The sequence below is a fragment of the Sphingobacterium sp. UBA7625 genome, from assembly GCF_002484085.1.
In the GTDB taxonomy this organism is placed as follows: Bacteria; Bacteroidota; Bacteroidia; order Sphingobacteriales; family Sphingobacteriaceae; genus Sphingobacterium; species Sphingobacterium athyrii.
Genome location: NZ_DLJD01000025.1, coordinates 48,784 through 70,231 on the forward strand (window position 1 = coordinate 48,784; position 21,448 = coordinate 70,231).

The 21,448-nt window shown below is 38.5% G+C and carries 19 protein-coding genes and 1 tRNA gene; 11 read left to right on the top strand and 9 right to left on the bottom strand.

The annotated features are described in order from the left end of the window. Positions 1 to 278: 278 nt before the first annotated feature. Entirely contained in the window at positions 279 to 2,975 is a 2,697-nt protein-coding gene (locus B4G94_RS09965) for a GH92 family glycosyl hydrolase (protein ID WP_286858649.1), read from the bottom strand. Beyond that, a complete protein-coding gene (locus B4G94_RS09970; RefSeq protein ID WP_286858651.1) occupies positions 2,905 to 3,411 on the bottom strand; it encodes a polysaccharide lyase family protein in 507 nt (168 codons plus the stop codon). Before B4G94_RS09970 ends, B4G94_RS09965 begins: the two co-directional genes overlap by 71 nt. Before the next feature lie 770 nt (positions 3,412 to 4,181). Between B4G94_RS09970 and B4G94_RS09975 the strand changes: the two genes are divergently transcribed. Further along, on the top strand, positions 4,182 to 4,943 hold the full coding sequence (locus B4G94_RS09975; protein ID WP_108633073.1) for a helix-turn-helix domain-containing protein: 762 nt from the start codon (positions 4,182 to 4,184) through the stop codon (positions 4,941 to 4,943). A 14-nt stretch (positions 4,944 to 4,957) separates the two neighbouring features. Here the strand turns inward: B4G94_RS09975 and B4G94_RS09980 are convergent, their stop codons facing one another. Next, positions 4,958 to 5,647 (bottom strand): hypothetical protein, encoded by a 690-nt coding sequence (locus B4G94_RS09980; RefSeq protein WP_286858652.1) that lies wholly within the window; start codon positions 5,645 to 5,647, stop codon positions 4,958 to 4,960. 100 nt (positions 5,648 to 5,747) lie between these two features. Continuing rightward, on the bottom strand, positions 5,748 to 6,497 hold the full coding sequence (locus B4G94_RS09985) for a HesA/MoeB/ThiF family protein (RefSeq protein WP_286858653.1): 750 nt from the start codon (positions 6,495 to 6,497) through the stop codon (positions 5,748 to 5,750). Positions 6,498 to 6,722: 225 nt separating this feature from the next. Here B4G94_RS09985 and B4G94_RS09990 point away from each other — a divergent pair, with 225 nt between their 5' ends. After that, entirely contained in the window at positions 6,723 to 7,292 is a 570-nt protein-coding gene (locus tag B4G94_RS09990) for a hypothetical protein (protein ID WP_286858655.1), read from the top strand. Between the two features lie 86 nt (positions 7,293 to 7,378). Then, the gene (locus B4G94_RS09995) at positions 7,379 to 7,705 is read left to right on the top strand and encodes a DUF2200 domain-containing protein (protein ID WP_349681863.1); all 327 of its coding nucleotides are present in this window, start codon (positions 7,379 to 7,381) and stop codon (positions 7,703 to 7,705) included. Positions 7,706 to 7,734: 29 nt separating this feature from the next. Here the strand turns inward: B4G94_RS09995 and B4G94_RS10000 are convergent, their stop codons facing one another. Then, a complete protein-coding gene (locus B4G94_RS10000; RefSeq protein WP_286858659.1) occupies positions 7,735 to 7,905 on the bottom strand; it encodes a hypothetical protein in 171 nt (56 codons plus the stop codon). Between the two features lie 280 nt (positions 7,906 to 8,185). Continuing rightward, on the bottom strand, positions 8,186 to 9,394 hold the full coding sequence (locus B4G94_RS10005) for an exo-beta-N-acetylmuramidase NamZ family protein (RefSeq protein ID WP_286858661.1): 1,209 nt from the start codon (positions 9,392 to 9,394) through the stop codon (positions 8,186 to 8,188). A 380-nt stretch (positions 9,395 to 9,774) separates the two neighbouring features. Here B4G94_RS10005 and B4G94_RS10010 point away from each other — a divergent pair, with 380 nt between their 5' ends. Both B4G94_RS10010 and B4G94_RS10015 read left to right on the top strand, forming a co-directional pair. After that, entirely contained in the window at positions 9,775 to 10,641 is an 867-nt protein-coding gene (locus tag B4G94_RS10010; protein ID WP_108633066.1) for a helix-turn-helix domain-containing protein, read from the top strand. Between the two features lie 183 nt (positions 10,642 to 10,824). After that, entirely contained in the window at positions 10,825 to 12,348 is a 1,524-nt protein-coding gene (locus B4G94_RS10015; protein WP_286858663.1) for an acyl-CoA dehydrogenase family protein, read from the top strand. Positions 12,349 to 12,397: 49 nt separating this feature from the next. Here the strand turns inward: B4G94_RS10015 and B4G94_RS10020 are convergent, their stop codons facing one another. Next, positions 12,398 to 14,311 (bottom strand): AAA domain-containing protein, encoded by a 1,914-nt coding sequence (locus B4G94_RS10020; protein WP_286858665.1) that lies wholly within the window; start codon positions 14,309 to 14,311, stop codon positions 12,398 to 12,400. 226 nt (positions 14,312 to 14,537) lie between these two features. Here B4G94_RS10020 and B4G94_RS10025 point away from each other — a divergent pair, with 226 nt between their 5' ends. The 3 genes from B4G94_RS10025 (at position 14,538) to B4G94_RS10035 (ending at position 15,842) form a co-directional block, all read left to right on the top strand. Further along, positions 14,538 to 14,876: a cupin domain-containing protein gene (locus tag B4G94_RS10025; protein WP_286858667.1), complete on the top strand. Its 339-nt coding sequence runs from the start codon at positions 14,538 to 14,540 to the stop codon at positions 14,874 to 14,876. Positions 14,877 to 14,942: 66 nt separating this feature from the next. Then, the gene (gene bla, locus B4G94_RS10030; protein ID WP_286858669.1) at positions 14,943 to 15,692 is read left to right on the top strand and encodes a BlaB/IND/MUS family subclass B1 metallo-beta-lactamase; all 750 of its coding nucleotides are present in this window, start codon (positions 14,943 to 14,945) and stop codon (positions 15,690 to 15,692) included. Positions 15,693 to 15,768: 76 nt separating this feature from the next. Next, positions 15,769 to 15,842 (top strand) — tRNA-Ala (locus tag B4G94_RS10035). A 94-nt stretch (positions 15,843 to 15,936) separates the two neighbouring features. On the opposite strand, the gene B4G94_RS10040 is transcribed toward B4G94_RS10035, so the two are convergent. Continuing rightward, positions 15,937 to 16,365 carry a nuclear transport factor 2 family protein gene (locus B4G94_RS10040; RefSeq protein WP_165308252.1) on the bottom strand — a complete coding sequence of 143 codons (429 nt, stop codon included), beginning with the start codon at positions 16,363 to 16,365 and terminating at the stop codon, positions 15,937 to 15,939. Between the two features lie 289 nt (positions 16,366 to 16,654). Between B4G94_RS10040 and B4G94_RS10045 the strand changes: the two genes are divergently transcribed. Next, positions 16,655 to 17,911 carry a hypothetical protein gene (locus B4G94_RS10045; protein WP_286858670.1) on the top strand — a complete coding sequence of 419 codons (1,257 nt, stop codon included), beginning with the start codon at positions 16,655 to 16,657 and terminating at the stop codon, positions 17,909 to 17,911. Between the two features lie 3 nt (positions 17,912 to 17,914). Here B4G94_RS10045 and B4G94_RS10050 read toward each other — a convergent pair whose 3' ends face one another. After that, positions 17,915 to 19,039 (bottom strand): lipid II:glycine glycyltransferase FemX, encoded by a 1,125-nt coding sequence (locus B4G94_RS10050; protein ID WP_108633060.1) that lies wholly within the window; start codon positions 19,037 to 19,039, stop codon positions 17,915 to 17,917. A gap of 258 nt (positions 19,040 to 19,297) precedes the next feature. On the opposite strand from B4G94_RS10050, the gene B4G94_RS10055 reads away from it, so the two are divergent. Together B4G94_RS10055 and ybaK are read left to right on the top strand one after the other, a co-directional pair. Beyond that, complete coding sequence (locus tag B4G94_RS10055) at positions 19,298 to 20,959, top strand: DNA polymerase/3'-5' exonuclease PolX (protein ID WP_286858770.1); 1,662 nt, start codon at positions 19,298 to 19,300, stop codon at positions 20,957 to 20,959. Positions 20,960 to 20,967: 8 nt separating this feature from the next. Beyond that, entirely contained in the window at positions 20,968 to 21,444 is a 477-nt protein-coding gene (gene ybaK / locus B4G94_RS10060; protein WP_286858671.1) for a Cys-tRNA(Pro) deacylase, read from the top strand. The last annotated feature ends 4 nt before the right edge of the window (positions 21,445 to 21,448 follow it).

Consider the following 21,448-nt stretch of genomic DNA (forward strand, 5'->3'; position numbering starts at 1 on the left):
CAAAGTAAAGTCAGCGTATTCCAATGGAATGGTCCGGGCAGCATTAGCTCAACAGCGAAAAGCACCTCCACAAAAAAAATCCTGAAGCTGGGAACTTCAGGATTTTTACTAACTAACCAATTATTAACCTAAATTATGAAAACTACACTTATAACGCCACTCCTCAGATATTGTTATCTTCCGCAGCCCTGTTTAACCAAACTTTAACAAAAATTTCGGCTTTTTGAAAAAGTAAACAATAAGGTTAGCATAGTCTTTCGACAAAAGACATAGTATTACTAATGCGACAATCCCCATTGCATATTTGGTTTATCTCCCATTTCTAAAACTAATTCGCCGCCTTTCAACAGTTCCTCGGCGTCAAAATAGAATGTGTGCAGGGGCTTCCCGTTCAAAGTCGCTTGCTGGATATACATATTCTTTTTGCTTGCATTTTTAGCTTTAATGATGAATTGCTCCCCTCGGCCAAATTGTCGTCCCAGCTTAATTTTAATTTCTTCAAAAGATGGGCTACCAATTTCGTAAATCGGTTTTGTTCGTGTCCCTCCGTCCAACTGAAATAGTCCTATGGCATTCATGATATACCAGGCGCTCATCTGCCCTTGGTCCTCATCTCCTAAATAGGCATTAGAAATACCCTGTCCGTAATAGCGTTCGCCGATAGACCGGCTCCATTTTTGTGTAAGCCATGGCTTGTTCAACCAGTTAAAAATATAAGCAAAATGCATGGACTGCTGATTTCCCTGGACAACCGGATAATCCCAATACTGATCATTTGGTCCATTATAGCGCCATTTTTCACTCTCTCCAAATCCCCATTCCAAACGTTTTAGAAAAACATCCTCTCCGATCATTTTTGCCAACGCGGAAATATCCTGAGGTACAAAGAACGTCAATTGCCAGGCATTGCCTTCAACATAATGATGATTGGCCCCGGATTTAAAGGGATCAAAATCCTGATACCATTCTCCCTGAGCATCTTTCATCCTCGCGTAGCCGCTTTTGACGTCTATTGCATTCTTCCACCAGCTTCCCCGATCATTAAAATAGCTATACTCCTTTTCTTTTCCCAATGATTTCGCGAATTGGCCAACTGTCCAATCGTCAAAACTATATTCCATCGAATTCGAGAAACGCCCCAAGTCATAAGGAACATATTTATACTTCAAATAGATATCTAAATCCCGATTACCAGCAAAACCTCCTTCAAATTTTAGCGGACTCGTTGTCTGCATTTTCTTAACCGCTTCAAATGCCTTGGTAACGTCATAATCCCGTATTCCCATCTGGTATGCCCCCACGATTAAAGGAATCTCATGTTCAGCAACCATCACTGGAATATATTCCATCCCAGCAGGTCCTTTTGCCAGCCAACCATTGGCATCATACATAGCCAACTGTGATCGCACCCATTTATTCGACCATTCTGGAGTAACCAGGTTCCAAAACTGATTTAAGTTCCAGAATGTATTCCAAAAAGCATCACAGCCCAAGGCCAGATCTCCCGGATGTGTCATCGTTCTGATTGCCTCGTCAGAAGACCGCCATTGGCCATTGACGTCGCTAAATGTATTGCGACTAGCCAAGGTTCGATACATATTTGTGTAAAACTTCTCTTTTTCCAAATAGTCATTGCTCTTTATCTCCAGGCGCCCCAATAAATCATTCCACACCCGATGTTGATTGGCGACCACGCGTTCAAAAGACCAACCAAACGGATCAGAAAGTTCTGTTTTCAGATTTTCAGCAGCATTCGCTACACTGACATAGGAAATTCCGGTCCGCAATTGTACCTCGTTATCTTTGCGGACATCAAATTCAACATACATACCCGCAAATTGAGCACTGTCAGCAACTAGATCAGACTTAGCGGTTATTTTACCGTCATGCCAAGTTCCAAAATTGATAATTGGTTTATCAAACTCCATTACGAAATAGACAACATAATCTTGCTTTGCATCCGTAGACCAGACATTTTCGGACAACTGGCTACTGTAGCCAATAACCTTATAGTCAGAAACTTTTTTAAGGGAAAGATCTTTGATTTTATAATCATATTCGCCGTTCACTTTAAGATCAATCATTACACGTCCGGTATCCGACTTATGATAAGTATATTTTTGAAAACTGGATCGTGTGCCCGCAGTTAGTTTTGCATCAATATCCTGATCGAGAAGATGGACAGAATAAAAGCCTAATGGCGCCTGCTCACTTGTTTTATCTATTGCAGAACGATAGCCTGAATTCACAGAATATTGATCCCCCACATTCGTTCTCAATTGGCCTGCTGTCGGAAATGTCCCCAGTCCAGCCATTGTCCATTCGTGTATATGACTAAATGTACCAATGGATTCTATTGAAGGTTCATACCCCGCTTGCCAACCAATATTCTGATTATCCGGACTGATCTTCACCATTCCGAATGGCATCCATGGCCCCGGTGCCAGCATCCATCTCGAATGTGCCGCCCCTATCATGGTATTGACGTAATCCGAAACTCCGCCTAATCTTTTGGGTGAACGTTGTATGGAAGATGAGCTGATCAATTTATCGTTGACATATATCGCATATTTGCTTCGGATCTCTTTCGATGTATAAGGCATTGGGATTTCAAGTCGCGACAATCCCTTCTCATGGGTTCCATCATAAATTTTCTTTCCATCCAACAATACTTTTATGCGCTCCTGATCTTTCAATTTCAATAGATCAACGAGCATATACTGGATGCGTTCGTTCCCATTTTTTAGCTCAAAATCCGACTGGCGTACTGCTTTGACTATTGAAGTGTAATCTGTCAACAATTTCGCTTGATCAGGCCCCAATAATTTAAAGGAATCAAACTCGACCCATCCCCCCTTTATTACGGTCAGTGTAACCTGGTTAAATCCTTCGGAAATAAGATGTTCAGGTAACGTNNATCGTAGAGGCTCCGGGCTTTGAACCTGTACCTGCCGGATCAGCAGGGCCGTCCCCATTCTTCAGTTCGTAATTATAAGGTTTACCATTGATTGCGATTTGTAAGGTTGGTTTATTTTTGGGGTCGTTATTTGCTAATTTTACTTCCAGCACCCATTTCCCATTTTCAATATGACCACCTAAGACACTGTATAAATTCAAAAAGTGGGTTCTTAGACCAGAAGTTCCACCTGTCCCACCCCATTCATTGGCAGGTCCGGGCAATACATATGGAAGATCCCGGGATAACGAAGACTCGCCAACAATAAAGTATTTGTCCTCATAACCAAAATCATGTTCAAGAAATCCCTTGTAATCGTGCGGAGCCAAGGCGAATTCCTTACTAGAGCCATCTGGATTGCCCAGTTGCCAAACAGTATTCTCCTGCCCCGAAACAAATCGTCCTGAGATCAACAACAAGCCTGTGAGAATGGTAGTGGGAAAATGCTTTTTCATAATTGATGGATTTTAGAATAAAAAATATGCGAGTCTTTTTGTTCAGACAGTTATTTGTTTCCATTTATTGTTTGTATCAGAATGAAGATGAAAAACAAAAAACACCCATCAATACAGAAAATCATCCTCAAAAACAATATTGTACATACATAAAAAAACAACAATAAAGTTGTTGAAAAACAAAATAAACCCCTAAAATAATAGATCTAGCACACAATATTACCATAAATAATAATAAATATCAAACAAAAAAAATAAATGTACATACATATAGATAAGCTATTTAAAAGGGATAAATCAAGTATTTACATACCTACTAAGGTCCACGACGTAAATTATAATGATCATTTAGCATGTTAAGAAGGAGAGTAGGATTGAAACAATTTGGAGATAATTTCGCTACGATTTGGTATCGCATTAAAAATTTCCATTAAAAGCAAAGCTAACCATTGGGTATTTGAATCCAATAGAGTATATTTATATCATATTAATTGCTTTGAAGATATTAAAGGTACAAAGTAAAATACAACATTTTATCATGGTGAGTAATATTCTACCCATTTGTGTAGAATATTACTCCACTATGTTAGAAGGGTTTAATAAGAAAAATTAAATACTCTTTTGGCCAAAGTACTAGATAGACTAAGGTCAGAAAAGCCTGTTTTTTGTTAATTACTTTGGGCTGAAAGCTTATTCTTGCATTTGCGAGAATAACATTAGTCTAATTGGAAATTTCGAAGTGACAATAGATCATCTTTGTGATTTAAACTATGAAAATAAAAATTGAAGATTTTTTTAAGCCGATACATGTTAAAGACAACTTTAGCAAAGATGATTATGAGATCGTAAACGCATTTATTAATTTCGCAAGATCCCTAAGCCGACTAACCTATCAAAGCATCTATCTTATAGATTATTCAAAGAAAAGTTTTTTATTTGTTTCCGACAATCCCATTTTTTTATGCGGAAGTTCCCCTGCAGAAGTAATGAAAGAAGGATATAACCACTATGTAACTAATGTTCCAGAAGGTGATCTTCATTTATTAAAGAAAATAAATGATGTTGGTTTTGATTTCTATGGTAAATTAGGCGCTGATGATCGTTTAAAGTATTCCATATCATACGACTTTCATCTGAAGCAGCCCGGCAGCAAACCTTTACTTGTTAACCATAAATTGAAACCGCTGTTGCTGGACAACCATTCAAACCCTTGGATTGCGCTTTGTTTAGTTTCTATGTCTTCGCATGCAAATGCAGGTAACATCAGATTTAAATCTGATGAAGATGGAAGACAATTTGAATATGATCTGGTCAAAGATATCTGGGTGGAAACGCCGCGTGTAAAATTAAAACCGCGAGAAAAGAATATACTACTTTTTTCAGCGCAGGGTCTTACAATGGATCAGATTGCAGACAGGCTCTATGTATCTATTGATACCGTTAAATTTCATAAAAAACAGATATTTTCAAAACTAAAAGTAAAGAGTATAACGGAAGCTACCGCTTTAGCTATCGAGTTGTCTCTCTTTTAATAGTTCTTTCAGTACTAATTGTTTTTGGAATCGAACAACATATCTTTTGACATCGTTATAAATTTTTGAATGTCCTTATCATTTTCGGCACCGGAATGTGAAAGTTTATTTTTTTTGATAAAGGTTTCCAGCCATTGGGATTTAATATATATAGGCAATGTTTCGGAATAAAAGTAAATAATAGCATCTCCCAATTGATAAGATTCAATTTCCAGCTTACGCAACGTGTTCACCACCTTCCGGTCACATTCCGCAATTATTAAGCCGCTGCCTAAACTATAAGGACCATAAAAAGCATCGAAAAGCATTTTTTTAAGAATATTAATCCGATTTCCAATAATTTTCCCAGAAATTACAAAGCGTCCAATATGCCAAAAATTGTCAACGTTGGGTATCAACAGGTCTTCGGTCTTAATATCGAATAACTTCTGAATAGGCAAACAAGTTTCCTTATCCCAATAGGTAATCCGAATTGAAGCATGGATCGCATTATTTATCTTATTCCGCAGAACATAATAAATGGACCGATCAAAAAAGACGGAATCCTCCCCTATCAAAGATTGGTAATCGATATCATAATCCTCTTCGGAATACTCATCGAGTTTATAATGTTCTTGGACGGTAACCAAATAAAAATGAATAAGTTCAGGCAGTTCTGCACTATTAAGTTTGGTAAAATAATAATTTTCGGGCGTCCAGTTCATGCAGTTGAAATTCAGAAATGCTTTATTAAAATAGATTTGTTGATTAGATCCTCACAGAGAAGTAGATTCAATACAAAAGGTAATACTTATTTAGCTTCTTTTACTCACGCATAGATAAATAGTACGATTCAGGAAAAACTCTTATCGCTTTATCCGTAGCAATATTGAACACAACCTGGCAAACCATCCCGGCTAATAAATATAAACCCAATGATAACTGTGGCGGTGGAGATTCCATTGCGATTTTGCCATATTCCAAAAGAAAATCTTCGAGCCAATTCGTATCAATATTTTTTTCCTGTAGCCTATCGACAATATATTTCCCCACATTTATTTCAAATGCATGGTGCTCTTTATCCAAAGACCGCAAATTGCGGCTCTCGGGGGTAATAACAGTTAAAAAACCCGCCCAGCCCAAATTGTAGGGATGAACAACAACGATATTTTTCTGTGCCATATATTCATCAAATAAAAAAGGAATATCTGAAGAAAAATCCAAGGCATTAATAGCCACGTCACAGTTCAAATCAAGGTTATACAAATTGTTTGGATCAAGAAATTCGGGATAAGCCTTGATCTTTGCACCTGGATGAATGGCCATCAATCGGTCTTTTAAAGCAATGGCCTTATTTACCCCAATATCACCCTCCACATAGTTCTGGCGATTAAGATTTGTCAGTTCGACAATATCGCCGTCAATGATGGTCATATTTTCAAATCCCATGCGCAACAAACACTCAGCGATATAACTACCAATACCGCAGCCCCCAATTAGCACCCGAAAATCCTGAATGCGTCGCTGTTCCCCTTCTTTTATATGAATGGTATTACGTTTGTACCTCAAACTCATTTTTTCACGACAATTTTGTATCCTATAAAGATAGGACTATAATTTAAAAATTATTACATCATCTTTACCGATTAATGTCAAAGATTCTTTCTGATAGACATCTAACAGTAAATAAGTATATTACGCCCACGTTCACTATATTTACTGTTACAATAGAATCAAGCATAGGAGCGATATGAACAAAATCTACGCAAGAAGATGTGGCTTAAACGACAAATCACTATAATGAAAAGAAAAATACAACTACTATATATTATCATTACGTTATTACTGAGTATAGACATGCTCGCTTACTACCTGGAAAAGATAAGTTTAATCGGTTATTATAGTGACGTCCTACTTTTTTGGACATGGCTAGGACTGAGTATACTCGTGATTGTTATCTTCTGGAAAAAGATACTGGCAAAGATTATGTTGTCCGGATTAATATTGGGGTTAATTTGTAGCATCCTGCCAATGATGCTACCCTTTTATACCTTGATATTGTCCATGTCTCCTTTCGGCTTGGAGATGACGAAAGATTTAGGCGAAAATTATCGCGCCCAAATCGTTGGGTATAGTGTTTTATCCGCACCCTGGTTAGAAGTAATTGAAAAAAAGGGAATTATTGAAAAAAGAGTTTTTAGCTGTACCAACAATGCATTAAATCATGACGGGACAGCGACAAGAATAGGAAACACAAAAGATATCATTTTCAATTCAGAAACGGATACAACACTTCGCATAACACTTTTTTATGGAAGCCCCAACAAAACTATTACTTTTGATAAAAGAACAGGAAAAATTATATTTTAAAGAAGTTCCATACTCAAAAAACGATAAATTAACAAAAAACATCAACGATCATTAAAAGAAAAATGGACAATACTAGAATATATCGCATGTCATTTGCCGGTGTGTATCCACATTATATACAAAAGGTGGAAAAAAAAGGCCGCACAAAGGAAGAAGTCGATGAAATTATATTTTGGCTAACAGGTTATGATATACCGGCTTTACAACAGCTCATCGCCGACAAAACAGACTTTGAACATTTTTTCAACCAAGCGCCCCATTTCAATACCAATGCAACAAAGATTACTGGTGTTATTTGCGGCTATCGTATCGAAAATATTGAAGATCCTCTTGTTCAAAAAGTTCGTTATTTAGATAAACTGATTGATGAACTGGCAAAGGGTAAATCAATGGAAAAAATTCTAAGAAAATAAATCAACTCCAAAATACGACCATACAGAGATTATTCAACGGCATAAATAGCGCCGTCTGCGGCCCCAAAATAAAGCGTCCCGTGTTCTATCCAGATCGTGGAAAAGATACTGCCCATTTGTAAATAGGCAGCAAACAACCTATTGATATCATCTCCATATTCCTGTTGCAACTCGGTCTTTAATTTTCCTTTTTCGTCCACAAATAGACGGCAATTTCTCCACTGGCTGCGAACGAATTTCAGCGGCAGCGAAATAGTTAAGCCGGTCCACGCTTCGCGCTAGCTGTTGCCCGGAGACCACGCTTAGATTTGCGATAAGCCCCCATAAGAAAACAACATAAAAGCAATAATATCTTTGATCAAACATCATTTATTTTTCAGGGTTAATAGTAATTCCCCAATAAATTACGGCATAGGCATTTATCACTTTTGCAAGGACATTTACAACTCCGCGCAAAAGCTTCCAGTACCGATAAATAGGTTAGGGATAAATAAGATATTTCTTTCTCATTTCTTTGTAACGTCCTAATCCCGGTTCCCAGCTTTTTCGAATTTCCGCTTCCGAAACCCCATCTGCAATCTGTCGTCGAAAGGAATCAACACCAACCAATTTTTCTATACTGCCAATCTGCTTGGAAAATGACTGATCAAAGAATTTATCTTTTTCAGGAGAATTCTGATAAAGCTCTTGCATCCAGGAAAGATTTATTTTCTTACTATCCACCAGCTTCTGCAAATCATATTCCCGTAAATCCAAACCATAACATTTTTCATTCATAAAGAGTGGCGTTTCACTCATTCCTTTTTTACTCACGGGGGTAAACGAAAAACTATACAATCCTTTATAAACCGGACTTCCAAAAACCGTGAAGGGGTAATCTGTTCCCCTCCCATGATTTATCTTTACTCCTTCAAAAAGACAGGTACTTGGATAGAGTAGAATACTCTGTTCGGTATTTAAATTTGGAGAAGGATTAACCGGAAGCTTGTATAACATTTGATGATTATATCCCGCTACGGGTATGATCTTTAGCTTACATTTTTTTGTCGTTGCCATCCAGCCCTCGCCGTTAATCATCTGGGCAAACTCAGCGATTGTCATCCCGTGAGCAATCGGAACCGGAAACTGACCAATACCCGATTTATGTTTCATATCCAGTATAGGACCATCAACTAAATACGCATTTGGATTGGGGCGATCTAAAATCAAGAGTTCCTTCTCATTTTCGGCACAGGCTTCCATGATGTCCCGAAGTGTATTAATATTCGTGTAAAACCTCACCCCCATATCTTGCACATCAAAGATAAACACATCAATATCTTTTAGATCTTTCGCCGAAGGCTTCTTTTTATTTCCATAAAGTGAGATCACCCGAATTTTAGTTGTCGGATCGATTTCATCCCCCACTTTCGTTCCGTTGCTGGCATTTCCGCGAAATCCATGTTCAGGTCCAAATATTTTTACGATTTTAATTCCCCTGGCAAGTAGGCTATCCACAAGATGTTTTTTCTTGATCACGGTAGATGGATTACCCAAAATAGCTACACGCTTTCCATTGAGGTAAGGTATATATTGCTCAGTTCGTTCTGCACCCGTTTGGATGTAATCATTGCAGTAATTGATCCGGTCCTGCGCCCGAACAGCAACAACAGAAAAAAATAATGATAAAAAAACAGATAAAATTTTCATACTCGCTCGGTTTATAATAAAGAAGTCGTTGAGAAACAAACGATTCAGATTTTGCTAAAGATTAAAGCTAATGATAAACCTTCGTTTTCCAAAATCATTTTTTATCAATCATAACCTATCGCCCAGGTCTTAAATGGTTAGAAAATCCGATTAGTTTTTTTATCCTTGCATAAAAACGATCATGGAGTGCCGCTATTGGTAATAATGGCAGCATATCGTACCTATTTTAAAAAATCATCATACATTTTATATTGACAAAGCTATTTTATCGCATTAACTTTGAAATATTATACTGATATTACGTAAAATCCGTTTGCAACGCGTCATATTAATCAGAAAATAGGAGAATTTGATGTTTTGCAAAAACATAATGGACAACAATGGAAAAGCAGGTAAACGCAGGTGAATTTGTAGATCGGTTTATGACAGGTAGTCTGGAACACCTGAGGTACCAGCAGTCTCCAGTTAAAATATTCCAGCTCAGTGAAATTGCCCCTTATATCAAATTCCCCACTCCTCCCATTTTCTTGGGATACAATCTCCTTGTACATATAACAGAAGGTTATTTTAAACACAAGATTGGAGCAAAAGAATATGTCGTAAAAGCACCGGCGATTCTCATTAGCAATTACGGCAATATTTCGACGATCAAATCTGTTGACAAATCGGCAAAGGGACATTGTGTACTGATCAATGACAACGCCATGACTTCCATATTTAGGGAACAAGAGATCCTGAATATTTTTAATATTTCGCCTCTACTAAACCTATCTACACAAGACAGCACAGATCTTAACGAACTCTTCAAATTACTTTACAACGAATTACTTTCTGAGTCGCCTTATAAAGAATTGTTTGAAAGTTTGCTAAAATCCCTTTTATTAAAGATTATTAAGCTATCTTCTTCAAACCAGGCGCTCAACCGAAGGCAGGAAATTGCAATGATGTTTAAACAGCTTGTGCACAAAAACTTCAAAAAGCAAAAGCATATTGCTTTTTATGCAGATAAGCTCGCAGTATCGACCAATTACCTGAATCGCTGTGTATTTTCAGTATTCAAAAAATCCTCTAAAGAACTGATCTTAGAAGTACTTATCATGCATAGTCAATTTCTTCTGTTTGAATCAAATAAAAGCATTGCCGATATCTGTTATGAGCTGGATTTTTCTGACCCCTCCTATTTCTCCCGTTTATTCAAAAAAATTGTAGGAATTTCCCCTACTTCTTATCGAAACAAGGCAACCTAACATTTTTAGACATGCACGATTTGTCCTATATTTTATACAAAAGTGGACAGACCAATCACAGCGATATGAATTATTTTTGTATAGCGATGGGATGTTAGGAGTAAATCACAGCTATCTTAAATAAGGGATATATCGTATACATCTACTATTGCAAATGTTTTATCATTTAATCAATATCTAGCGATGTCTAACGTTTTAGGACAAAAAAAACAGATCGAAGATTTCGATTTATATATCGGAAAATTCAAAGAGCGATTGTCAAGCTTATTCCATACGGAATATGACTATAATAACCTGAGTTTAACACGTGGTTTACCCCCGCAGTTTTTAAGCGAAATCATGGCAATGAGACCTTTGTCCGTTGCTATTCCTGAACATCACGGTGGCCGTGGATTACATGTAAAGGAATGTCTGGGGGTGCTTGCCGCTGCCTCCTATGAGTCTCTGTCACTTTCCCTGATCTTCGGTATCAATATCGCTTTATTTTTGGAACCTTTTGCCAAGTATGGCAATACTTTACTTCAGGAAAAAGTATTCCATCAATTTTTAGAGAAGAAAGCCATGGGCGGATTGATGATCACAGAGCAAGCTTACGGAAGCGATGCCCTCAATATGCGTACCTCCTACCAACAAGCGGGAGATAAATATCATATTAAGGGAGAAAAACATTGGCAAGGCTTGACAGGTGCTGCAGACTTTTGGCTGGTTACTGCTCGAAAGAAAAATGAGCATGGTGAACTTGTACGGGATATAGATTTCTTTGTGACCGACAATTCCATCGAAGAGCAGAAAATTGAAGTACTGAAAAAGTATAATAGTCTTGGGCTATATGCCATTCCCTACGGAATCAATAAAATAGACATCAAAGTACCGGTCGATTACCGTTTAACCCCGGAGAGCACTGGTATAAAACTCATGTTGGACACCTTGCATCGAAGCAGGCTTCAATTTCCGGGCATGGGTATGGGTTTCATAAAACGGATGTTGGATGAGGCCATGAAACATTGTACCGAAAGACGTGTCAGTGGAATTCCTTTAAATGAATTGGATGCTGTGAAGTTTCAATTGTCCCGTTTACAAGCAGCTTTTACGATATGTTCGGCGATGTGTGCATACAGTAGTTCGATCAGTTCAATTCAGAATGATCTCTCTGGCCACAGTGTAGACGCCAACAGTGTCAAGGCACTGGTAACAGATCTTATGCATGAATCTGCACAGATCTGCGTACAGTTGTCTGGGGCAAATGGCTATAGACTGGATCATGTTGCCGGACGCGGCTTAGTCGATAGCAGACCTTTCCAAATTTTTGAAGGTTCAAACGAGATGCTTTATTCGCAGGTTGCGGAGGCAATTGCTAAACTGATGCGCAAAAGCAAGGAGAGCAATCTACTTTCATTCCTGAAAATAAATCCTGCAACCGAACTTGCGGCCCCATTTTTCTCCTCCATTTTAAATTTCGACTTCCCACTTCAACCTAAACAGCGCGAGATGGTCACCTTAGGAAAAATAATTGCCCGTGTTGTTTGCTTCCAATATGTCTTACAAATCAATAACGCTGGTTTTAATGATAAAATGACTGAAATCACACGTCAACACGTTAGTATGGACCTTTATATGTTGGTGGGTCAACTATCTAATAACAATAATGCAGAGCCGCTCATGAATTATGACGAAAAGGCTGACTGGATGAATTTCACCTCTTTATAAAAATCGAGAGGGACTGCGAAAAGAATTTTTCCACAGTCCCTCTTTTCTATTACATCTCCGCAATATCCCATTCCCAAACACTCCGGTATTGGCCGAGACTTTCTGCATAAGCAATAAAGTGCCGGTAAAATGAGTGAATCCCTATCGTTGCACTATCGCCAATGACAACCAACTTTTTCTTAGCCCTTGTCATGGCGACATTCATCCGGCGCACATCGGATAAAAAACCAATCTGTTGTTCGGTATTGCTTCGCGTCAAACTGATATAAATAATATCTTTCTCCTGCCCCTGGAAACTATCTATGGTTTGTACTTTAATAATAGCAGCATACGGCCGTAATTCCTCATCCTGCTCCAACATTTCCTTTAATATGGACACTTGCTTCCGGTAAGGTGCTATTATCCCAACACTAGGCCATTGTTCGATTGGAGAAGATCGTACCCAAGTTGCGATGGCTGTCTTTAAATGAGATTTCAGAAAACTGGCCTCCCCAAGATTATAGATTGCACCATCACTTTCGGTTTCCTCAAAACCTGCCCCAGCTGTATCAATATATACGATCGGTTCCGTATCGTTTGCTATTGTCCAATGCGCTACTGAACGATCAGCCTTCAACAGACCTCCATATAGAGCTGAGGAAGGATAATTCATGATTTGTTCATTCATCCGATATTGGGTATCGAGCAACGAAACTGCTTGAGGATAAAGATTGACAAGCTTCTCAAAAAGCGTATTACTAAGCTTATTGTCCATACCATTATTTGATTTCACTGTTGGCGAAAGCTGGCAATGATCCCCAGCCAACACCAATTTATCGGCCTTTAATATCGGAATCCAACAAGCAGGTTCCAGCGCCTGGCCGGCTTCATCAATAACAACTGTCTCATATGACCGACTTCGGATGACATCTTGATTTGCCCCTACCAGCGTCGCCGTTATTACCTGAGAGCGATCGAGAATATCCGTCACGATAAAATCCTGAATCCTATCCACATCTTTACGAATTCTGTAAGCCTCGTCAAACAATGCTTTCCTTTGCTCCCGTTCGGCCTTACCAAAATTACGTTTATATTTTTGGGCCATATCCGTATAGGTTCGAACTTGCCTTTGCAAAGACTTTATATCCTTATTCGCGCTATGGCGATCTATTTTACTGTCAAGGGTCAACTCCTGTAGGTGTTCAGATACTTTAACGGGATTACCGATTCGTGTGACGACTATGCCCGCAGCATCCAAACGCTCCGTCAATAGATCAACCGCAGTATTGCTCGGTGCTACAACGAGTATCTGCTTATTATTGCTCTTTAACAACGTGGCTATTGCCTTTATCAATGTGGTCGTTTTCCCCGTGCCGGGAGGGCCATGTAAAAGTGCTATGTCTGCTGTGCCCAAGACCCGCTGAACCGCCTTATTTTGGCCGTCATTGAGGTCTGGATGTTCAAAAAATAATTCTTTTTCTTCTGTATATAATTGTTCTGCGCCAATAAGCTTTCTAATCAATTTGCCTTGTCGTGGATCAGCTGCGAGTTCCTTTGCCTGTCGCAACGCATTAGTCATTTCACGGTATGAATGCTCGTCAAATAATAAGTCCACACCGAGTTTTCCCCTTCTGCTCCAATCTGGCAGTTCTTCTATACGAAATGAAATCCGCATACTTTCCTTATTAACTGAAGATATAACACCATCTATCCTGTCCGCCTTTGGGTCATGGTTTGAAAATAGAGAAACAGGCATCCCAAAACGAAACCGATGATCTACATCGAGGTGATTTGTTTTTTTTAAACTAACTGACAGATAATCTCCCCGCCCTAGTTCGCTATCCGTGATCTTAATAGGAAACCAGGTCACCCCCTGCATTCTTCTTTCATCTAAACTGCTTTTCAATAATAATGCTTCATGCTGCATCTTATCATATTGCTGTTCTTCATGTAATAACGTAATAAGTTCGTCGAAATAATTCATATCAGTACATTCGCTTTTATCAGACACAAAGTAACAGTTTTTTCAAATACTTTACCGATCAGTTCATCCATGTTCTTCTATTTTTCCTAAGAAAATCGGGATATTTTCTCACCAACGTTGTACACTTATAAAGAACTTCTCAAGCTGAGCTACAAAAGTCGTATTTATTTCCTATCATTGGTAATAAAGATTTGTTGATTAATTTTTCAAAATAAAAGTGATTAAAATGAGTGAGATATTCCTACACGATAAAGCGCAGAGCTGGACGGATCTAGGCGATGGTGTACAACGTAAAATATTAGTCTATAATGATGAATTGATGTTAATGAAAGTACGTTTTCAAAAAGGTGCAATCGGTGCCCCACATCAACACCCACATACACAAATATCTTATGTCAGCGCCGGAAAGTTCAGGTACCACATTGATGGCACAGATGAAATTTTAACCGTAGGTGATTCCTGTATCATTTACCCAAATTTAATCCACGGCTGTGAATGTCTTGAAGAAGGCGAATTGATAGATTCTTTCACTCCACATCGGGAAGATTTCGTTACATCGTTGTAGCCAAAAAAAAGGAATTTAACAGGTCCAACTCAACAATATTCGTTCCGAACAATCGTTTATTTACTTATGTTCAAAAATACTATTTCGCTCTTCTCCGCAAAAGTAGCTACGCTACTTTTCGGTCTTTCTTGCTGTGTATTGTCATCTTTGCGCGCACAGGAAAAACCATTATCAATTGAAAAGATCAATTCACAGCTATATCTTTATACGACTTACAATACCTTTGAGGGTACCAAATATGCCGCTAATGCGGTCTATCTAATCACCAAGAAGGGTGTTATTCTATTTGATACGCCTTGGGACTCGACACAATATCAACCGCTTTTGGACAGTATTAAACAAAAGCATCAACTACCTGTCATTGCGGTATATGCCACACATTGGCATGAGGATCGCGCGGGAGGATTTGCATATTATAATCGTATCGGCATTCCAACTTATGCGACAAAAATGACCAACGACCTGCTTAAGGCAAATCATAAAGCCCAAGCTACGCATCTCGTCAAAATCAACAAGACCTATAAAGTCGGTGGTCAGTCCTTCGTTTTGAACTTTTTTGGTGCAGGACATTCTTTGGATAATGTCGTTGTCTGGTTTCCCGACTATCAAATTCTGGATGGGGGTTGCTTTATCAAAAGTTCGGAGGCAAAAAATTTAGGTAATATTGTTGATGGTGACGTCAAAGCCTGGAAGCCTGCATTAGCCAGATTATTAGCGAAGTATCCCCAGATAAAAATGGTTATCCCTGGACATGATGAATGGAAGGATAATCAGCAGATACAACGTACCGAAGAGTTGCTTAACGAGAAGCAATAAATAATAATACTAAAAAAAATAAAAAAGCAATTTTGTTTTTACAAAAAAGGTATTATCTTAGCGACAGAAAAACAAAGGGGCATTAGCTCATCTGGCTAGAGCGCTTCGCTGGCAGTGAAGAGGTGATCAGTTCGATCCTGATATGCTCCACAAACAAAAGAGGCTACTTTTCACAAGTAGCCTCTTTTGTTTTTATACATTGCTCAGTTTCCCGAAACATCATTTCGATTTGCGGCAGTAATTCCTATTTGTAAGAGTTAACTGATTTAGAAATTTTCCAAGCACCGTTTTCCTTCACAAGTGTGATCAAATCGGTCTTAGAGAAACCATCAAATTGCATGGTTACTTTCGCAATAGCATAATCTGGTAATTCTTCAACGATCTGCGTTGTTGTTTTACAGTTCATTTTTATTCCTTTTTGTTTTTTCAAGAACTCGATCATTTCCGATCGGCTGTGATTTAAATCTTGTTTACCACAGATTTTCTGATTAAAATCAGAAGTGAATAGCCTATCTAAATTCGCTACCTGACCTTCGGTCATTGCGCCAACATATTCATCAATTGCCAAATCAGCTGTAATTAAATTACGTTCTTCTGGTTTAACCGAAGCCATTGAGCAAGTGGAGATTGCTATCATTGCTGCTGCCACAAATGTTTTTACTAAAGTTTTCATATCTTTTCTATTTATAATATATTAGTATATTTTCTTATTCTATAGTCGCACACAACCTAAATTTGTTGCGCTTTTTTTTTCATTTATTTTCTGATTCAAATTTAAGACAACTCATGTGTTGATTCCATTACATTTAGATTAACATTACATTAAAATCGGTAAATGCCGTTTTTTTGTAGGTGAATAAAAATTCGACTTTGTCGACGTATCGGTAAAACTCCACAGAAAGAATAATTTATTACACAGAATATTGCAGTTCTGTCCAATTCCTCTTAGATTGCGTGCTTTCATGGCACACTACGACAGACGACATACTTCTTATACTATTTTCACCCTTTTGATGGTTTCGTTGGTGATATACCAATCTAAATTATACGCACAACGACCAGTCAATGAAATAGAAATTACCAAACACGTTGCAGATACAAGTAAACAGCGCGACCTGATCGATATTGGAAAAGCAATCCTTAAGATAAAGCCACCGCAGTCTGTCGATAGTACAGGAAAAAAGTTTTACTTTTCTTTTTTGCCGTTTTCAACAAACGTTCCGGGAGGTGGGCATGCGCTGATCACAAGTACCACAGCCGGATTCTACCTAGGTGAACGCAAGAGCACCTATATGTCAAAAGTCACTTTCACACCCTATACAAATTTTGGAAAGCGATTTGGCCTCCCTATCCGCTCCTATGTATGGCTGAAAGATAATACCTGGGTGATTGATGGTGATATCAGACTATTAAAATACCCCCATGAAACCTGGGGAATCGGAAAAGAACATCATGGTGACCAGCAGATCAATTTGGATTATAGCTATTTTAGGTTATATCAACACGCGCTAAAAAGAATACACGGGGGACTGTTTATGGGAATTGGTTATGATCTGGATTACCGGATGAACATCAAATCTACCGGTGATATTCCGCTTGCAGACTACACCTCCTATCCCTATGGCACGGATTTAAAAGATCATACTATTTCATCGGGTCTGAGTCTCAACCTCATTTATGATACGCGCGCGAATTCTATTAATACCTGGTCTGGCAATTATGCCAATTTACAATTTCGCGTAAATCCGGTTTTTATGGGGAGTGATCAAAATTGGAAATCCTTATTTCTCGAAATCAGAAGATATCACCGATTGACTCAGGATCCCAACAAGCAGAATATGATTGCTGTACGTAGCTTTTTCTGGACTGTTTTCAATAGTAAAGCGCCCTATCTTGATTTACCCAATTTGGGCTGGGACCCCTACAATAGTTCTGGAAGAGGTTTCCCTGTAAGTAGATTCCGAGGTAAATCATTGTATTATCTGGAAACAGAATATCGTCGTGACATCAGCAGCAATGGGCTGTTTGGTTTTGTTGCTTTTATGAATTTCACGACTGTGAACGGCCCCAAAAACAGCATGTTTGCAGACTGGAATATCGGTACAGGTGCAGGCGCCCGAATTAAATTCAACAAAAATTCAGGTACCAATATTGGCATTGACTACGGCATCAGTACGAATCACCGTGGTGTGAGACTGACTTTGGGTGAAGTATTTTAATACTTAACTCAAGTGATAACTTTGGTTTTTAAACTCCATGGAGGCGTAATATCTATACTTTTCTTTGTTTAATGGATAATCCCAACAGCCCATACGATGATAAATTTCACCTCCAAATCCGGTTTTAAATCTATAAAGTCCGTATAGGGGATGTGATGGATCAGCTTGGGGAGATACACCAAAGAAATCATATTCGGTACACCCCATTTCCTTTGCAACCTGCATGGCACGCCATTGCAAAGCATAAGTAGCCATATAATTACGATTTTCAGAAGCCGATGCCCCATATAAATAGGTGCCCCGATTTGCCGCTATGACGAGAAACATTGCAGCTAAGGGCTGACTTTCCACCTCTGCAACCAACAGGTAAACGTCCGCCGGCGACAATGTATCGTTTGCTCTTGCTGAAAGCACAATCTTAAAATAGTTGATATCATGTAAGAAAAAGTTATTTCGGGCAGCTGTCTGCCGATATAATTCATACCAGATCTCCAGACTTTCCAGGCCAAGGGAACGCACCTTTACACCTTTCCTTTGTGCCAGATTAATATTATATCGCGTTTTTGATTTCATATTGGCCAACAAATGATCTTCTTCGCCCTTAAGGTTCATAAAAATGGTATTAGAAGGAAGAATATCCGTATTTGCCTTATGAAAATTCCAATGTTCCGTATTAAAATTAAAGCGCATTTCCTGAATTCGTTTTTCTGGAACACCTAACCAATTTCCATAAAGGTCATAACAATCATCATCCTTCGCCCAATGTGATTCCCAGGATAAATCATAACGTATCATAATACAGTTTTGAGGCAGATACCCACGTAAACTCTCGGAAAGTTGCTCTAAAAAATGGCCTTGATTTTCTTCTGATGGTTCAATTTCAGGTCCATACGGTACATAAGCTATGCTATGTTCATGATCTATCGTCTGGATTATAATCAACAGATCTCCCACAAAGTAAGTATCCTCTTCAACTCCTATATAAAGATCCGAACGTTTAGATTTGAAATTAAACGCTTTAGACGCTATCCCCTGCATCTTTTTCACAGCGGACCAATAGGCTGTCTGCTGAATAATACCTGTTTTGTAAAGGCCGCTGACCTCTTTGTCACTTATATCTGCTATCATAACACCACTAATTGTTATCGGATATTTCAAAAAACACAATATCCTCTATCGATTTCAATACCCAAAAGCGACAAACTTAGCCAAAATGCTCGGTTATACAGGTGTTCATTTGTCACTTTGTTGTTAATTTAATAAAACAGGGTATTATTCAAATAAAAAACGGCTTTTTCACATTATTTAACGGGATTATATTGTCAACTTCGTTGGTATTTTGGTTCAAAATTTAGGATATTTGTAGCCTAACAACTCACCACGATGATGGACAATAAAGCGATCTCTAAAATTTTTAAACTGTGCAGCCAATTAATGGAACTTCACAACGAAAATCCGTTCCGGACAAAGGCAATGGCTAGTGCATCTTTTAAATTGGACAAATTACCTTTTCGTATCGATGACGCCTCGCTTGAAGAATTGAGTGCACAGCAGGGTATAGGAAAAAGTACAGCCGAAAAAGCAAAAGAGGTGGCACAAACGGGAATGTTTAAGGAGCTTGATGAGTTATTGGCAAATACGCCATCAGGGGTTGTTGAAATGCTAAACATAAAAGGTCTAGGCCCCAAAAAGGTACAGATTATCTGGCAAGAACTAGGGATTGAAAGCGTCGGTGAACTACTGTATGCCTGCAATGAAAACCGTCTTGTTGAAGCCAAGGGATTTGGATTAAAAACCCAGGAAGAAATAAAAAAATCCATCGAATTTTCCATATCGAATCAAGGGTGGTTTCTGTATGCCAAGGTATTGCCTCAAGCCGATGTATTTTACACTGTTCTAAAAACACACTTTCCTTCTTCGCTCTTATCTTTCACAGGAGATTTTAGAAGAAAATGCGAAGTATTAAGTACGGTGGATCTTCTCATTTCCGAAAGCATTGAAGCCGTAGAAAAATTTCTGATTAATTACACATTGGTAGAGAAAACAGAAAATTCTTTGGAAATCACAGATGAATTCGGTTTTACATTCAAGGTTTTCAGCACGAATATCAATGATTTCTACCGAGACCTCATTCTCAGTACAGGTTCTGCTGCACATTTGGATCTTCTGTTCAACATTCTTTCTGATCTACCTTCACTTTCCAGCGAAGAGGCAATTTATCGCAATTTAAGGCTTGATTATATTGAACCAGAATTACGTGAAGGTCTCGACGAAATCGAACGCGCTCAGAACCATACTCTACCACAATTAATCCAATTTAAAGATCTCAAAGGGACATTGCACAATCACTCAACTTATAGTGATGGTGTGCATACCTTGGAGCAAATGGCTCTTTATTGTAGGGATGCATTAGGTCTCGAATATCTTGGAATATGTGATCACTCCAGAACGGCTGTTTATGCAAATGGTCTTTCCATCGAGAGATTGGTAGAACAATGGAAGGAAATTGCCAGCTTAAATGAAAAACTAGCGCCTTTTAAAATCTTTAAAGGGATAGAATCCGATATTCTAAGCGACGGATCACTGGACTACCCCGATGAGGTACTAGCACAATTTGACTTTGTTGTCGCCTCTGTTCACTCCAACTTAAAGATGGATGAGGAAAAAGCAACCGCCAGATTGATTAAAGCAATTGAAAACCCATATACAACAATTTTGGGACATCCAACAGGCCGTCTTTTATTAAGTAGATCGGGCTATCCACTCGACTTTAAAAAAATAATTGATGCCTGCGCCGCTAATCAGGTCGTCATTGAAATTAATGCGAACCCTTTAAGACTAGATTTAGATTGGAGATGGCACCGCTATGCCGTGGAAAAGGGAGTATTGTTATCCATTAACCCCGATGCCCACCGCACCGAAGGACTACTGGACATGCAGTATGGTATTTTTGTTGCACAAAAAGGTGGACTTGAGTCAAAAAATTGCCTTAATACATATACGTTGGCAGAGATTACAAACTATTTTACAAATCGCAAAAGCGTATAAAGATCGTCATGTCACATAAAACAAATGCCGTTCGCCTTTTAGATACGGCAAAAGTAAAATATAGTTTAAGAGAATATGAAGTTGATGATCATGATGTAAGTGCTGATCATGTGGCTTTATCCTTGGGTCTGTCCCCTGAAACACTTTATAAGACTTTAGTATTGAAAGGAAATATAGACCCTTACATTGTTGCTGTAATTCCCGGAAATGCCCAACTTGACTTAAAAAAGATCGCTAAAGCATCAGGTAATAAAAATTGTGAAATGCTCCCTATGAAGGATCTCCTAGCTGTAACGGGCTATATCCGCGGTGGCTGCTCACCTATTGGCATGAAAAAACTATTTCCAACATTTATTGAGGAAGCAGCTCAATTGGAAACAGAAATTTCTGTGAGCGCGGGAAAACGAGGCCTTCAAATGATATTAAATCCCAACGATTTAGCAACGATGACCAAAGCGATCTGGTCAGATTTGATCAGCATTTAACACG

Coding starts and splice junctions, on each gene's coding strand:
- B4G94_RS09975 (WP_108633073.1), top strand. CDS start 4,182: ATGAAAATAAAAATTGAAGATTTTTTTAAGCCGATACATGTTAAAGAC.
- B4G94_RS09980 (WP_286858652.1), bottom strand. CDS start 5,647: ATGAACTGGACGCCCGAAAATTATTATTTTACCAAACTTAATAGTGCA.
- B4G94_RS09985 (WP_286858653.1), bottom strand. CDS start 6,497: ATGAGTTTGAGGTACAAACGTAATACCATTCATATAAAAGAAGGGGAA.
- B4G94_RS09990 (WP_286858655.1), top strand. CDS start 6,723: ATGAAAAGAAAAATACAACTACTATATATTATCATTACGTTATTACTG.
- B4G94_RS09995 (WP_349681863.1), top strand. CDS start 7,379: ATGTCATTTGCCGGTGTGTATCCACATTATATACAAAAGGTGGAAAAA.
- B4G94_RS10005 (WP_286858661.1), bottom strand. CDS start 9,394: ATGAAAATTTTATCTGTTTTTTTATCATTATTTTTTTCTGTTGTTGCT.
- B4G94_RS10010 (WP_108633066.1), top strand. CDS start 9,775: ATGGAAAAGCAGGTAAACGCAGGTGAATTTGTAGATCGGTTTATGACA.
- B4G94_RS10015 (WP_286858663.1), top strand. CDS start 10,825: ATGTCTAACGTTTTAGGACAAAAAAAACAGATCGAAGATTTCGATTTA.
- B4G94_RS10020 (WP_286858665.1), bottom strand. CDS start 14,311: ATGAATTATTTCGACGAACTTATTACGTTATTACATGAAGAACAGCAA.
- B4G94_RS10025 (WP_286858667.1), top strand. CDS start 14,538: ATGAGTGAGATATTCCTACACGATAAAGCGCAGAGCTGGACGGATCTA.
- bla (WP_286858669.1), top strand. CDS start 14,943: ATGTTCAAAAATACTATTTCGCTCTTCTCCGCAAAAGTAGCTACGCTA.
- B4G94_RS10040 (WP_165308252.1), bottom strand. CDS start 16,365: ATGAAAACTTTAGTAAAAACATTTGTGGCAGCAGCAATGATAGCAATC.
- B4G94_RS10045 (WP_286858670.1), top strand. CDS start 16,655: ATGGCACACTACGACAGACGACATACTTCTTATACTATTTTCACCCTT.
- B4G94_RS10050 (WP_108633060.1), bottom strand. CDS start 19,039: ATGATAGCAGATATAAGTGACAAAGAGGTCAGCGGCCTTTACAAAACA.
- B4G94_RS10055 (WP_286858770.1), top strand. CDS start 19,298: ATGGACAATAAAGCGATCTCTAAAATTTTTAAACTGTGCAGCCAATTA.
- ybaK (WP_286858671.1), top strand. CDS start 20,968: ATGTCACATAAAACAAATGCCGTTCGCCTTTTAGATACGGCAAAAGTA.